Here is a 13,885-nt window from a genome sequence, read left to right as displayed (position 1 = left end):
ACCGACCGGAACCGGACAGAACCTGGGCGCACCTGCCCACGACCGGGCCCGTTCGACCCGCGCGCCGGGCCCGCCCGCTCCGGAGCCCCGAACTCCCGGCGCCCCAGAAGGAGTACGCATGTCCGTCCTGACCAGTGAGCCGGGAACCGCCTCCCGCGACGAGGACCCGCCCGATAGCGGGGACAAGCACCGGCTCACCGTCGTCACCGGGCTCGCGGCCCTCTCCCTGGACGCGATGGCGTCCGTCGCGTACGGCCCCGAGGCGATCGTGCTCGTCCTCGCCGCCGCGGGCGGCTACGGCCTCGGCTTCACCCTGCCGGTCACCCTCGCGATCGCCGCCCTGCTCGCGGTCCTGGTCGCCTCCTACCGCCAGGTGATCGCCGCCTTCCCCGACGGCGGCGGCTCCTACGCCGTGGCCAAGACCCACCTCGGCCGCCGCACCAGCCTGGTCGCCGCCGCGTCCCTCGTGCTCGACTACGTCCTGAACGTCGCGGTCGCCGTCACCGCCGGGGTCGCCGCCCTGACCTCGGCCTTTCCCTCGCTGTACGGCGAGCGGCTGTGGATCTGCCTGGCCGTGCTCGTCCTGATCACCGCGATCAACCTGCGCGGCATCGTCGACTCCGCACGGGCCTTCATCGTCCCGACCGCGGTCTTCGTCCTCTCGATGCTCACCCTGATCGCCGTCGGCCTCTTCCGCTCCGCGCCCGTCAGCACCGAGGCCGCGCAGGGCCACGCCTCGGTCGTCGCCGACAACGCCACCACCGTCGGCGCCCTGCTCCTCCTGAAGGCCTTCGCCTCCGGCTGCTCCGCGCTCACCGGCGTCGAGGCCATCGCCAACGCCGTGCCGTCCTTCCGCGCCCCGCGCGCCAGGCGCGCCAAGGACGCGGAGATCGCCCTCGGCGCGGTACTCGGCGTCATGCTGATCGGCCTCGCCGTGCTGATCTCCCGCTTCCACCTCCAGCCGGTCGAGGGCGTCACCGTCCTCGCCCAGCTCGCGGACGCCTCGCTCGGCCACAACGCGGCCTTCTACGTCATCCAGTTCGCGACGATGATCCTGCTCGCCCTCTCCGCGAACACCTCCTTCGGCGGCCTGCCCGTTCTCCTGAAGCTGCTCGCCCGCGACAACTTCCTGCCGCACGTCTTCGCCCTCAAGGCCGACCGCCAGGTCCACCGGCACGGCGTCCTCACCCTCGCCGCGATCTCCGCCGCCCTGCTCGTCTTCTCCGGCGGCGACACCAACACCCTCGTGCCGCTCTTCGCCATCGGCGTGTTCGTCGGCTTCACCATCGCGCAGACCGGCATGGTCCTGCACTGGCGCCGCGAGCGGAGCCCGAAGTGGCGCGGCAAGGCCCTCCTGAACGGTCTGGGAGCGGTCCTGACCGGCGTCAGCGCGGTCGTCGTCACCGCCACCAAGTTCCATGAGGGCGCCTGGCTGATCGTGATCGCCCTGCCCCTCCTGGTCGCCGCCTTCGAGACCGTCCACCGGGCCTACGCCCGCATCGGCGAGCGCCTCGGCCTCGGCCGCGTACCGGAGTGCCCGCACCGCGACCGCTCCCTGGTGATCGTCCCCGTCTCCTCCCTGTCCCGCCTGACCAGCGAGGCCCTGACCGCCGCCGTCTCGCTCGGCGACGAGGTCCGCGCGGTGACCGTCTGCCACCCCGACCCGGAGGACCGGGCGCAGGTGGAGGCCCTGGAGCGGGACTGGGCACTGTGGGGCCCCGGTGTGGACCTGGTCCGCGTCCCCGCCGAGCGCCGCACCCTCGGCAGGCCCATCGCCGCGTACGTACGAGCGATCGAGGAGGCCCGCCCCGGCACCCGCGTCACCGTGCTGATCCCCGAGGTCGAACCGGCCCGCGCCTGGCAGCGGATCCTGCAGAACCAGCGCGGCGCCGTGGTCGCCCACGCGGTCCGCAGGGACACCGACGCGGCCATCTGCCGCCTGCGCTTCCGGCTCTCGTAAGAGACCCGTCAAGAGGGCTCATGACGGCGTATGGACGGCGTCAACGGCGGCCGGATCCGGCTGGAAGGGCGCTTTCCTCTAATCGTCAGTTCAAGCAAACCCATCCACTTTCCTCAGGAGCTCACGATGGCCGACGTGGCCTTCGTCGTCACCACGATCGCGGTCTTCGCGCTGGTGGCACTCGTCGCCAAGGGGGTGACCAAGCTGTGACCGCCGAGAACATCGTCGGCCTGATCGTGGCCGTCGCCCTGCTGGGCTATCTCGTCCTCGCCCTCGTCTTCCCGGAGAGGTTCTGAGCACAGATATGAGCCCCGTCCTCGCTGGTGTGCTCCAGCTGCTCGCGCTGATAGCGGCGCTTGCCCTCGCCTACCGCCCGCTCGGCGACTACATGGCCCACGTCTACTCCTCGAAGAAGCACCTTCGCGCGGAGAAGTGGATCTACAAGGCCATCGGCGCCAACCCGGACACCGAGATGCGCTGGCCCGCGTACCTGCGCGGCGTCCTCGCCTTCTCCGCGGTCGGCGTCCTCTTCCTCTACCTGCTGCAGCGGCTCCAGGGCTCGCTGCCCGGATCGCTCGGCTTCCGGTCGATCGACCCGGACCAGGCGTTCAACACCGCCGCGTCCTTCGTCGCCAACACCAACTGGCAGTCGTACTCCGGCGAACAGGCCATGGGCCACGTCGTGCAGACCGCCGGTCTCGCCGTACAGAACTTCGTCTCGGCGGCCGTGGGGATCGCCGTGGCGGTGGCCCTGGTCCGCGGCTTCGCGCGCGCCCGCACCGGTGAGCTCGGCAACTTCTGGGCCGACCTGGTGCGTGGCGTCGTCCGCGTCCTGATCCCGATCTCCGTGATCGGCGCGCTCGTCCTGGTCGCCTGCGGTGCCATCCAGAACTTCTCCGGCATCCACGAGGTCGGCCAGTTCCTCGGCGGCAAGCAGGAGTGGAACGGCGGTGCCGTCGCTTCCCAGGAGGTCATCAAGGAGCTGGGCACCAACGGAGGCGGCTACTTCAACGCCAACTCCGCCCACCCCTTCGAGAACCCCAACGGACTCTCCAACCTCTTCGAGGTCTTCCTGATCCTCGTCATCCCGTTCGCGCTGACCCGCACCTTCGGCACGATGGTCGGCTCGGTGCGGCAGGGCTACGCGATCCTCGCCACGATGGCGACGATCTGGATCGGCTTCACGGCGCTGATGATGTGGACCGAGTTCCACCACGGCGGCCCGGCCTTCGACGTCGCGGGCGGCGCGATGGAGGGCAAGGAGACCCGGTTCGGCATCGGCGGTTCGGCGATCTTCTCGGTCGCCACCACGCTGACCTCCACGGGCGCGGTCAACTCCTTCCACTCCTCCAACACCGGCTTCGGCGGCGGCATCGACATGCTGGGCATGCAGCTCGGCGAGATCGCTCCGGGCGGTGTCGGTTCCGGCCTCTACGGCATGCTGATCATGGCGATCATCGCGGTGTTCATCGCGGGCCTGATGGTCGGCCGTACGCCGGAGTACCTGGGCAAGAAGATCGGCACCCGCGAGATCAAGCTCGCGGCCTGCTACATCCTCATCACGCCCGCGCTCGTCCTCGGCTTCACCGCGGTGTCGATGGCGCTGCCCACGCCCAAGGACTCGATGCTCAACACCGGGGCGCACGGCTTCTCCGAGATCCTGTACGCCTTCACGTCCGGCGCCAACAACAACGGCTCGGCGTTCGGCGGTCTGAGCGCGGACACCACCTGGTTCAACACCACGATCGGCCTCGCGATGCTGCTCGGCCGCTTCCTGCCCATGGTGTTCGTCCTCGCGCTCGCGGGCTCGCTCGCCGAGCAGAAGCCGATCCCGGCCACCGCGGGCACCCTGCGCACCGAAAAGCCGCTGTTCACCGGTCTGCTGGTCGGCACCATCATGATCATCACCGGTCTCACCTACTTCCCCGCCCTCGCGCTGGGACCGCTTGCCGAGGGGCTGGCGTCATGAGCACACCCATCAAGAAGCACGAGGAGCGGACCACCGCTCCGGCCACCGCCCTCGCGCCCCACCCGGACGTCCCCAGCGGCAACAAGTCCGCCGACGACGGCAAGGTCGGCGCGGGCCTCTTCGACCCCGCCCAGCTCCTGAAGTCGCTGCCGGACGCGGTCCGCAAGCTGCACCCGCGGGTCATGGTCAAGTCCCCGGTCATGTTCGTGGTCCTGGTCGGCTCGGTGGTCACCACCGTGCTCGCCGTGAAGGACCCGGGCGACTGGTTCGGCTGGGCGATCGCCGCCTGGCTCTGGCTGACCACGATCTTCGCCAACCTCGCGGAGGCGGTCGCCGAGGGCCGCGGCAAGGCGCAGGCCGACACCCTGCGCAAGGCCAAGACCGACACCGTCGCGCGCCGTCTGACCGGCGGTACGGAGGAGTCGGTGCCCGGCACCGAGCTGCGCATCGGCGACCTGGTCGTCTGCGAGGCGGGCGACATCATCCCCGGCGACGGTGACGTCGTCGAGGGCGTGGCCTCGGTCGACGAGTCCGCGATCACCGGCGAATCGGCCCCCGTCATCCGGGAGTCGGGCGGTGACAGGTCCGCCGTCACGGGCGGGACGAAGGTCCTCTCCGACCGCATCGTCATCAAGATCACGACGAAGCCCGGCGAGACGTTCATCGACCGCATGATCAACCTGGTCGAGGGCGCGGCCCGGCAGAAGACGCCCAACGAGATCGCGCTGAACATCCTCCTCGCGTCCCTCACCATCGTCTTCCTGCTCGCCGTCGTCACCCTCAAGCCCTTCGCCATCTACGCGGGGGCCGACGACCAGACCTCGATGATCGTCCTGACGGCACTGCTCGTCTGCCTGATCCCGACGACCATCGGCGCGCTGCTCTCCGCGATCGGCATCGCGGGCATGGACCGCCTGGTCCAGCGCAACGTCCTCGCCATGTCCGGCAGGGCGGTCGAGGCGGCGGGCGACGTGTCGACCCTGCTCCTGGACAAGACCGGCACCATCACCCTCGGCAACCGCCAGGCCGCCGAGTTCGTGCCGGTGCGCGGCACCACCGAGGCCGAGGTCGCCGACGCCGCCCAGCTCTCCTCGCTGGCCGACGAGACCCCCGAGGGCCGCTCCATCGTCGTACTCGCCAAGGAGAAGTACGGCCTGCGCGAGCGCCACCAGGGCGAGCTGACCGGCGCCGAGTGGGTGCCGTTCACGGCGCAGACCCGGATGTCGGGCGTGGACGTCGACGGACGCAAGGTGCGCAAGGGCGCGACGGGATCGGTCGTCGCCTGGGTCAAGGAACGTGGTGGCGAGGTCGCCGAGGATGCGCAGGAACTCAACGACCGCATTTCACAGGCTGGTGGCACGCCGCTCCTTGTGGCTCTGGAAGATGCTGACGGTGCGCGCGTCCTCGGGGTGATCCACCTCAAGGACGTGGTCAAGGAGGGCATGCGCGAGCGGTTCGACGAACTGCGCCGCATGGGCATCAAGACCGTCATGATCACGGGCGACAACCCGCTGACCGCCAAGGCGATCGCGGACGAGGCGGGCGTGGACGACTTCCTCGCCGAGGCCACGCCCGAGGACAAGATGGCGCTGATCAAGCGGGAGCAGGCGGGCGGCAAGCTGGTCGCGATGACGGGCGACGGTACGAACGACGCGCCCGCGCTCGCCCAGGCGGACGTCGGCGTGGCCATGAACACCGGTACCTCGGCCGCCAAGGAGGCCGGGAACATGGTGGACCTGGACTCCAACCCGACCAAGCTCATCGAGATCGTCGAGATCGGCAAGCAACTCCTCATCACCCGGGGCGCGCTCACGACCTTCTCGATCGCCAACGACGTCGCGAAGTACTTCGCGATCATCCCCGCCATGTTCGCGGTCGCCTATCCCTCGCTCGACAAGCTCAACATCATGAACTTGTCGTCGCCCGAGTCGGCGATCCTCTCCGCGGTCATCTTCAACGCGCTGATCATCATCGCGCTGGTGCCGCTCGCGCTGAAGGGCGTGCGGTACCGGCCGATGAGCGCCGACAAGATGCTCCGGCGCAACCTCGGGATCTACGGCCTCGGCGGGCTCGTCGCGCCCTTCATCGGCATCAAGATCATCGACGTACTCCTCTCCCTCATCCCCGGAATCGGTTGATCGGCATGAACAACTCCGTAGGAAACTCGGCGCGGTTGCTGGGGGCGGGCCTGCGCGCCCTGCTCGTCCTCACCGTGATCTGCGGCGTCCTCTACCCGCTCGCGGTGACCGGCGTCGCCCAGGCCCTGTTCCACGACAAGGCGAATGGCTCCGAGGTGACGGCGGACGGCAAGGTCGTCGGCTCCGAACTCATCGGCCAGCGCTACGACCTGCCGCTCAAGAAGGGCCAGGAGACGGCCGAGCCCGACCTCAAGTGGTTCCAGCCGCGCCCCTCCAACGGCCTGGGCGAGAACAGCGTCAACACCCAGTACCAGCTGCTCCTGTCCGGCGCCACCAACCTCTCCGGCGACAACAAGGACCTGGTCCAGCAGGTGAAGGACGCCAAGGCGGCCGTCATCAAGGACAACTCCACAGCGGACCACCAGGTCAAGCCCTCCGACGTGCCCGCCGAAGCGGTCACCTCCTCCGGCTCGGGCCTCGACCCGCACATCTCCCCGGAGTACGCCGACCTCCAGGTGCACCGCGTCGCGGCCAGGAACCACCTGGGCGTCGAGCAGGTTCGGAAGCTGGTCGACGGACACACCGACGGACGGATCCTCGGCTTCGTGGGAGAGCCGCGCGTCAACGTCCTCCAGCTCAACATCGCCCTCAAGGAACTGACCGAGAAGGGCTGATGGGCTTAGGGCCTGTCCGGCGGATCATGGCGCTGTCGCGGGGTCTGGCACGCCCTCCCCCAAGCTCTCGGCTCCGCTCGAGCAGGGGAGACCCCACTGCGTTGCCGCCCTCCTCCGCCTTGCAGCTGCACGCACCAGACCCCGCTCGCCTGCACCGGACGGTGGACGCCACCCGAGCGCGCCCTGATCCGCCGGACAGGCCCTAACCGTCACCGGCGGGAGCCGAGGAACCCGGCACACACCGGGGTCCGTCGGCTCCCGCCACGAGGAAGAAGGCACTCCGATGACCCGGGTCCTTGTGGTGGAGGACGACGCACAGCTCGTACGGGCTCTCGTGATCAACCTGGAAGCGCGCGCGTACGCCGTGGACGCGGCCCCCGACGGAGCCACCGCGCTCCGCCTGGCCGCCGCGAAACAGCCCGACGTCATCGTTCTCGACCTCGGTCTCCCCGACATGGACGGCATCGACGTACTGAAGGCCCTGCGCGGCTGGACCCGCGTACCGGTCCTCGTGCTCACCGCGCGGCGCGCCTCCGACGAGAAGGTCGCCGCGCTCGACGCGGGAGCCGATGACTACATCACCAAGCCGTTCAGCATGGACGAACTCCTCGCCAGGCTGCGCGCCGCCGTCCGCCGCACCGAGTCGGCCCCGGCCGCCAGGGAGACCGTGGTGGTCACCACCGACGACTTCTCCGTCGACCTGGTGGCCAAGCGGGTCACCCGGCGCGGCCGCGACATACGCCTGACCCCGACGGAGTGGCAGCTCCTCGAAATACTGATCTGCCACCCGGGACGGCTCATCACCCAACGGCAGTTGCTGCTCGACGTGTGGGGCCCGTCCTACGGCACCAAGACCAACTACCTGCGGGTCTACATGGCCCAGTTGAGACGCAAGCTGGAAGCGGACCCCTCCCACCCCCGGTACCTCATCACGGAGCCGGGCATGGGATACCGCTTCGAGAGCTGACGACCGGCGGACGGACTCGAGAACCCATGGCACGCGGCACCCTCAGGATCTACCTCGGCTCCGCACCCGGCGTCGGCAAGACGTACGCGATGCTCTCCGAGGCACACCGTCGTGTCGAGCGCGGCACCGACTGCGTGGTCGCGTTCGTGGAACACCACGAAAGGCCGCGCACCGAGGTGATGCTGCACGGCCTCGAAGTGGTGCCGCGCAGGCGACTGGAGTACCGGGGCTCGGTCTTCACCGAGATGGACCTCGACGCGGTCCTCGCCCGCCGCCCGGCCGTCGCCCTGGTGGACGAGCTCCCGCACACCAACGTCCCCGGCTCGCGCAACGCCAAGCGCTGGCAGGACGTCGAGGAACTCCTCGCGGCCGGCATCGACGTCGTCTCCACGGTGAACATCCAGCACCTGGAGTCGCTCGGCGACGTCGTGGAGTCCATCACCGGCGTACGGCAGAAGGAGACCGTCCCCGACGAGGTGGTGCGCCGCGCCGACCAGATCGAGCTGGTCGACATGTCGCCCCAGGCGCTGCGCCGCCGCATGGCGCACGGCAACATCTACAAGCCCGACAAGGTCGACGCGGCGCTCTCCAAGTACTTCAGGCCCGGCAACCTCACCGCCCTGCGTGAACTCGCGCTCCTGTGGACCGCCGACCGCGTCGACGAGTACCTCACCGAATACCGCGCCGAGCACCGCGTCAAGAAGATCTGGGGCTCGCGCGAACGCATCGTCGTCGGTCTCACCGGAGGACCCGAGGGCAGCACCCTCCTTCGCCGCGCGGCCCGCCTCGCCGAGAAGGGCGCGGGCGGCGAGGTGCTCGCCGTCTACATCTCCCGCAGCGACGGCCTCAGTTCGGCCTCGCCCAAGGAACTCGCCGTCCAGCGCACCCTGGTGGAGGACCTCGGCGGCACCTTCCACCACGTCGTCGGCGACGACATACCGGCCGGGCTCCTCGACTTCGCGCGCGGGGTCAACGCCACGCAGATCGTCCTCGGCGTCTCACGGCGCAAGACCTGGCAGTACGTCTTCGGGCCCGGGGTCGGCGCGACAGCGGCCCGCGACTCGGGACCCGACCTCGACGTCCACCTCGTCACGCACGACGCGGTCGGCACCGGGCGCGGGCTCCCGGTGGCCAGGAGCGCCCGGCTCGGCCGCGCCCGGCGCCTGGGCGGCTGGCTGATCGGCGTGGCGGGCCCGGTCCTCCTCACCTGCCTGCTCAGCACCTGGGCACCCGGCGTGGGCCTCGCCAACGACATGCTGCTCTATCTGTCGCTGACCGTCGCGGCCGCGATACTGGGCGGCGCCTGGCCCGCGCTCGTCTCGGCGGGCGTCGGTTCACTGCTCCTGAACTGGTACTTCACCCCGCCCATCGGCAAGTTGACCATCAACGACCCGAAGAACATCGTCGCCCTCGCCATCTTCGTCGGCGTCGCGGTGTCGGTGGCCTCGGTCGTCGACCTGGCCGCCCGGCGCACCCACCAGGCGGCCAGGCTGCGCGCCGAGTCGGAGATCCTCTCGTTCCTCGCGGGCAGCGTGCTGCGCGGCGAGACCAGCCTGGAGGCCCTCCTGGAACGGGTCCGCGAGACCTTCGCCATGGAGTCCGTCGCCCTCCTGGAACGCGCGAGCGACGTCGAACCCTGGACCTGCGCGGGCCGGGTCGGCACGGCCCTGCCGCTCGGTCGGCCGGAGGACGCGGACGTGGACATGCCTGTCGGCGACCACATGGCGCTCGCGCTCTCGGGCCGGGTGCTGCCCGCCGAGGATCGCCGGGTGCTCGCCGCGTTCGCCGCGCAGGCCGCCGTCGTCCTGGACCGCCAGCGGCTCCAGGGGGAGGCGAAGGAGGCCCGCGCGCTCGCCGAGGGCAACCGCATCCGCACCGCGCTGCTCGCCGCCGTCAGCCACGACCTGCGCACCCCGCTCGCGGGCATCAAGGCGGCCGTGTCCTCGCTGCGCTCCGACGACGTCGAATGGTCCGAGGAGGACGAGGCCGAGCTCCTGGAGGGCATCGAGGACGGCGCCGACCGCCTGGAACACCTCGTCGGCAACCTCCTGGACATGTCCCGCCTCCAGACCGGCACCGTCACCCCGCTCATCCGCGAGATCGACCTCGACGAGGTCGTGCCCATGGCGCTCGGCGGCGTACCGGAGGGCAGCGTCGACCTGGACGTCCCGGAGAACCTGCCGATGGTCACGGTCGACAAGGGCCTCCTGGAGCGCGCGGTCGCCAACATCGTCGAGAACGCCGTGAAGTACAGCCCCGAAGGCGCCCGCGTCCTGGTCTCCGCGAGCGCCATCGGCGACCACGTCGAACTGCGCGTGGTGGACCGGGGACCCGGCGTCCCCGACACCGCCAAGGACCGCATCTTCGAACCGTTCCAGCGCTACGGTGACGCTCCGCGCGGCGCGGGCGTGGGCCTCGGCCTGGCCGTCGCCCGAGGCTTCACGGAGTCGATGGACGGCACGCTCACCGCCGAGGACACCCCGGGCGGCGGGCTCACGATGGCGCTCACCCTGCGGGCGGCTCCGGGCCACCCGCAGGGCGGGGAGGAACGTCCGGCGGCGGCCACGACCTGACCGGGCCCGGCCGCACACCGCTCCTTCACTCGTCCCCTCAGACACTCGTCCCCTCAGACACTCGTCCCCTCAGACGTCTCTTCGCGTGATCAGGTCCGCCAGCGAGGCCAGCGCCGCCGCCCCCTCGGGCACGAGCTCCGCGCCCGCCAGACAGCCGAGCGCCGAGGACCGCTGCCGGTCCGCCTCCTCCTGCGCCCAGCGGCGCCCGCCCGCCTCCTCGATCAGCGCGGCGGCGCGGGAGACCGCCGCGTCGTCCAGCGGACCCGCACGGCCGTAGAGCTCGGCGAGGCGGGCACCGGCCGGGGTGCCGCCGGACAGCGCGGCCACCACGGGCAGGGACTTCTTGCGCAGCCGGATGTCCGCGCCGACGGGCTTGCCCGTCCTCGCGCTGTCGCCCCAGATGCCCAGGAGATCGTCGACGAGCTGGAACGCCAGACCCAGATGGCGCCCGAACTCCCGCAGCAGACCCACCCGCCGCTCGTCGGCCCCCGCCGCCACGGCGCCCAGCGCACAGGCCGCGGCGAGCAGCGCGGCCGTCTTGCCGCCCGCCATCCGCAGACACTCGTCGAGGCCGACGTCGGCGCGTGACTCGAAGGCGAGGTCGGCGCCCTGGCCCGCGACCAACTCCAGGAGCGCGTCGGCCAGTTCCCGCACGGCGGCGGGGGAGAGCCGGGGGCAGCGGTGGGCGAGGACCTCCAGGGCGGCGGCCAGCAGGGCGTCGCCCGCGAGGACCGCACGGGCGCTGCCGAAGACCGCCCAGGTGGCGGGCCGCCCCCTGCGCAGCCGGTCGCCGTCCATCAGATCGTCGTGCACCACCGTGAAGTTGTGCACCAGCTCCACGGACGCCGCGTGGGCCACCGCCTGTTCGGGACCGGCGCCCAGGGCCTCGGCAGCGGCGATCACCAGCGCCCCGCGCACCCCCTTGCCCCAGTCGCCGTTCACCGGACGCCCGGCCTCGTCGCACCAGCCGAAGTGGTACGCGGCCACCGGACGCACCGGTTCGGCGAGCCGGTCGACGGCCTTGCGCAGCTCGGGCTCGGTCAGCTCCTTGGCCCGCTTGAGGAGCTGCGCCGCCTCGGTGGTGACCGCGGGCGCCGTCATCGCTCGGCCCTCGTCAGGACGGTCTCCAGGTACGCGTCGGGGCGCCTGCTGTCGTCGGCGACCTCGGCGGCCTCGTACCGCTTGGTCCGGCTCGACCAGTCGAGATTGCCCCGCATCCACGTCCGCATGCCCGCCAGATAGGGGGTGAGGACGGCCGTGTGCCCGGGGTGGGCGCGCAGGAGTTCGCGCTCCCGCGCCAGGAACAGCTCGGTCTCCGCCGACGTCGCCCCGATGACGTGCGCGAGCGCCTTGTCCCGGTCGAGGCCCCGGTGGTGTTCCACCACGTGGACGAGGTTGTGCACCTCGCCCATCGCCCGCTCCTTCTCCAGCGAGTACACGTCGTTGGTCCAGCACACGACGTTGCACGCCGCCTCCAGGGCCGCCGTGAACTCCCGGCTCTCATAGACGGCCACCGGCACGTCGATCCGCTCGACGATGTCGATCAGGTCCATGCACACGTAGATCGCGCCGGTGTGCCGACGCTTCTCTCTGTACGTCTCCTCGTCGGGGACGATGCCCGCGTGCCGGTTCCCCGCCTCCCAGGTGGCGGCCGTGGTGAGGCAGTCGTCGAGGTGCTGGACGAAGCGGCGGCGCCAGTGCGCCGTGGCGTCCGACGACGACCGCAGCCACAGGTCGGCGAGCGACGACACGGCCGCCGGAAGCTCCGGGTCCACCGCGGCGGCCGCCCCGTGGTCGGCGCTCCCGAGGACGGCCCGCATCCCGGCGAACACCTCCTTGACCTGCTCGGGGCTGTGCCCCACGCGGCCGTCGTCCAACTGGTCGTCGACGAGGAAGAGCCAGGCGAACCAGCCCGCCATCAGCTCCAGACGCTCGGCGTCGGCGGTCGGATAGACCATGGCCGCGAACCAGCCGAAGTCCGCCTTCTCGAACCGCCGCCTCGCCGCGTCGCGCCGCACGAGGCCGATCCGCCGCGTCCACTCCCCGAGATGGGCACGCGCCTGCTCGACGTGCGGACTCACGCGGTACGGAAAGGGGTTGAGGATGTCCGGCACGGGCCCCTCCGGTCTGCTCGCTGTCGTCGGGTCGGTCATGAGCGCGGTTCCGGCCGCAGATGCACCCCGCCCTGGGGATGCAGCGTGATCAGTGCCTCCGGGTGCACGTCGGGCGTGCCCGCAGGCCGCACGAGGCGGTGGGTGCGGGCCACGGTGGCCAGGACGAGGGTGAGCTCGGCGAGGGCGAAGTGCTTGCCGATGCAGATGCGGTGGCCGCTGCCGAAGGGGACGTACGCGTGCTTGGGGCGCGCCGCGACCCGCTCGGGGGTGAACCGCTCGGGATCGAAGCGCTCCGGGTCGTCCCAGAAGTCGGGGTGCCGGTGCAGGAAGTAGCTGTTGATCAGGACGTTGGTGCCGGCGGGCATCCGGTGCCCGTCGATCTCGTCCTCCTCGCGCGCCCGCCGCATGAACTGGTACGCGGGGGAGTAGATGCGCAGCGTCTCCTCGGCGATCATCCGGGCGTACGACAGCTTCGGCAGGTCCTCGAACTCAGGCACGCGGCCGCCGAGCACCTGGTCGACCTCCGCGTGCAGCCGCTCCTCGACCTCGGGATGGTTGGCCAGCAGGTAGAAGGCCCAGGACAGCGTGTTGGTGGTCGTCTCGTAGGCGCCGATGCAGATGTTCAGGACCTCGTGGTGCAGCTGCTCCAGGTCCATCCCCTTGCCGTCCTCCTCGTCCACGGAGTGCAGCAGCAGGGTCAGCAGGTCGGCCTCCTCGCCCGCCGGGGTGTCCTCGCGCAGCCGCTGGGTGATGAACCCGGAGACGAACGCGTCCATGTCGTTGATGGCCCGGCGCAGCCGCTCGTTGCGCGGCGTCGGGACGCCGAGCGGCGGGAAGGGGAAGCGGAAGAACGCGCCGAGGATGCTGTTCGCCTCGCCGAAGGCCCGCTCGAAGGCCTGCGCGGACTCGCTCACATCGGCACTGAACAGCGACCTGTTGACGATGCGCAGCGCCAGCTGGCCGATCTCGTCGGTGACGTCGAGCGTCCCGCCGGCGCCCCTGGCCCCCTCGCCGCGCTCCCAGCGCTCCAGCATCCGTACGGTCTCGTCGGTCATGTTCCTGGCGAACGCGCCGACCGTGCGCGGCGTGAAGTGCGGCGCCATCATGCGGCGTTGCCTGCGCCACAGCTCCATGTCCGCGTTGGCGATCAGCCCCTTGCGCAGCACGGGACGGACCACCTTGAAGAGCACGGCGTCCTTGTCGTACTGCTCGCCCCGGTCGACGAGCACGTGCCGGATGTAGTCCGGGTGGTTCACCATCACCATCGGCAGGCCGAGCAGCCGGAAACGGAAGATGTCTCCGTGCCGCTCGAGACCCCCGCCGAGAAAGGCGAGCTGGTCACGTTTGAAGGCGAGTGTTCCGCCGATGCCGTCCCGGGCCTTGACGGTCGGGATCTCCTTGAGCGGAGAGCTGTTCCTGGTGCGTAATCGGCGTGCGGCGCGGTCGCGCGGAATCAGGGACATTCATGACCTCGATACCTCGATATGCGT

At 70.7% G+C, this 13,885-nt stretch carries 11 protein-coding genes; 8 read left to right on the top strand and 3 right to left on the bottom strand.

The features are described 5' to 3' along the window. The first annotated feature begins 118 nt into the window (after window positions 1-118). From KY5_RS07675 to KY5_RS07640, 8 genes are all read left to right on the top strand, one after another. A complete protein-coding gene (locus KY5_RS07675) occupies window positions 119-1,960 on the top strand; it encodes an APC family permease (protein WP_098241505.1) in 1,842 nt (613 codons plus the stop codon). Window positions 1,961-1,990: 30 nt separating this feature from the next. Next, on the top strand, window positions 1,991-2,170 hold the full coding sequence (locus KY5_RS07670) for a hypothetical protein (protein WP_098241504.1): 180 nt from the start codon (window positions 1,991-1,993) through the stop codon (window positions 2,168-2,170). Then, the gene (kdpF, locus tag KY5_RS07665) at window positions 2,167-2,256 is read left to right on the top strand and encodes a K(+)-transporting ATPase subunit F (RefSeq protein WP_055544543.1); all 90 of its coding nucleotides are present in this window, start codon (window positions 2,167-2,169) and stop codon (window positions 2,254-2,256) included. Before KY5_RS07670 ends, kdpF begins: the two co-directional genes overlap by 4 nt. Before the next feature lie 8 nt (window positions 2,257-2,264). Continuing rightward, window positions 2,265-3,929 carry a potassium-transporting ATPase subunit KdpA gene (gene kdpA, locus KY5_RS07660; protein ID WP_098241503.1) on the top strand — a complete coding sequence of 555 codons (1,665 nt, stop codon included), beginning with the start codon at window positions 2,265-2,267 and terminating at the stop codon, window positions 3,927-3,929. Beyond that, window positions 3,926-6,067 (top strand): potassium-transporting ATPase subunit KdpB, encoded by a 2,142-nt coding sequence (kdpB, locus tag KY5_RS07655; RefSeq protein WP_098241502.1) that lies wholly within the window; start codon window positions 3,926-3,928, stop codon window positions 6,065-6,067. Before kdpA ends, kdpB begins: the two co-directional genes overlap by 4 nt. 5 nt (window positions 6,068-6,072) lie before the next feature. Continuing rightward, on the top strand, window positions 6,073-6,741 hold the full coding sequence (locus KY5_RS07650) for a potassium-transporting ATPase subunit C (RefSeq protein ID WP_098241501.1): 669 nt from the start codon (window positions 6,073-6,075) through the stop codon (window positions 6,739-6,741). 283 nt (window positions 6,742-7,024) lie between these two features. Beyond that, window positions 7,025-7,708, top strand: a complete 684-nt coding sequence (locus KY5_RS07645; RefSeq protein WP_098241500.1) for a response regulator — start codon at window positions 7,025-7,027, stop codon at window positions 7,706-7,708. 26 nt (window positions 7,709-7,734) lie between these two features. Next, window positions 7,735-10,281 carry a sensor histidine kinase gene (locus tag KY5_RS07640; protein WP_098241499.1) on the top strand — a complete coding sequence of 849 codons (2,547 nt, stop codon included), beginning with the start codon at window positions 7,735-7,737 and terminating at the stop codon, window positions 10,279-10,281. A gap of 69 nt (window positions 10,282-10,350) precedes the next feature. Here KY5_RS07640 and KY5_RS07635 read toward each other — a convergent pair whose 3' ends face one another. The 3 genes from KY5_RS07635 to KY5_RS07625 are packed head-to-tail and all read right to left on the bottom strand — an operon-like array spanning window position 10,351 to window position 13,858. Beyond that, on the bottom strand, window positions 10,351-11,382 hold the full coding sequence (locus KY5_RS07635) for a polyprenyl synthetase family protein (protein WP_098241498.1): 1,032 nt from the start codon (window positions 11,380-11,382) through the stop codon (window positions 10,351-10,353). Continuing rightward, on the bottom strand, window positions 11,379-12,434 hold the full coding sequence (locus KY5_RS07630; RefSeq protein WP_098241497.1) for a terpene synthase family protein: 1,056 nt from the start codon (window positions 12,432-12,434) through the stop codon (window positions 11,379-11,381). The genes KY5_RS07635 and KY5_RS07630 overlap by 4 nt, the downstream gene beginning before the upstream one ends. Then, on the bottom strand, window positions 12,431-13,858 hold the full coding sequence (locus KY5_RS07625; RefSeq protein ID WP_098241496.1) for a cytochrome P450: 1,428 nt from the start codon (window positions 13,856-13,858) through the stop codon (window positions 12,431-12,433). Before KY5_RS07625 ends, KY5_RS07630 begins: the two co-directional genes overlap by 4 nt. Window positions 13,859-13,885 lie beyond the last annotated feature (27 nt).

The organism is Streptomyces formicae, assembly GCF_002556545.1.
Lineage (GTDB): Bacteria > Actinomycetota > Actinomycetes > Streptomycetales > Streptomycetaceae > Streptomyces > Streptomyces formicae_A.
This window is presented reverse-complemented; position numbering and strand designations above follow the sequence as displayed.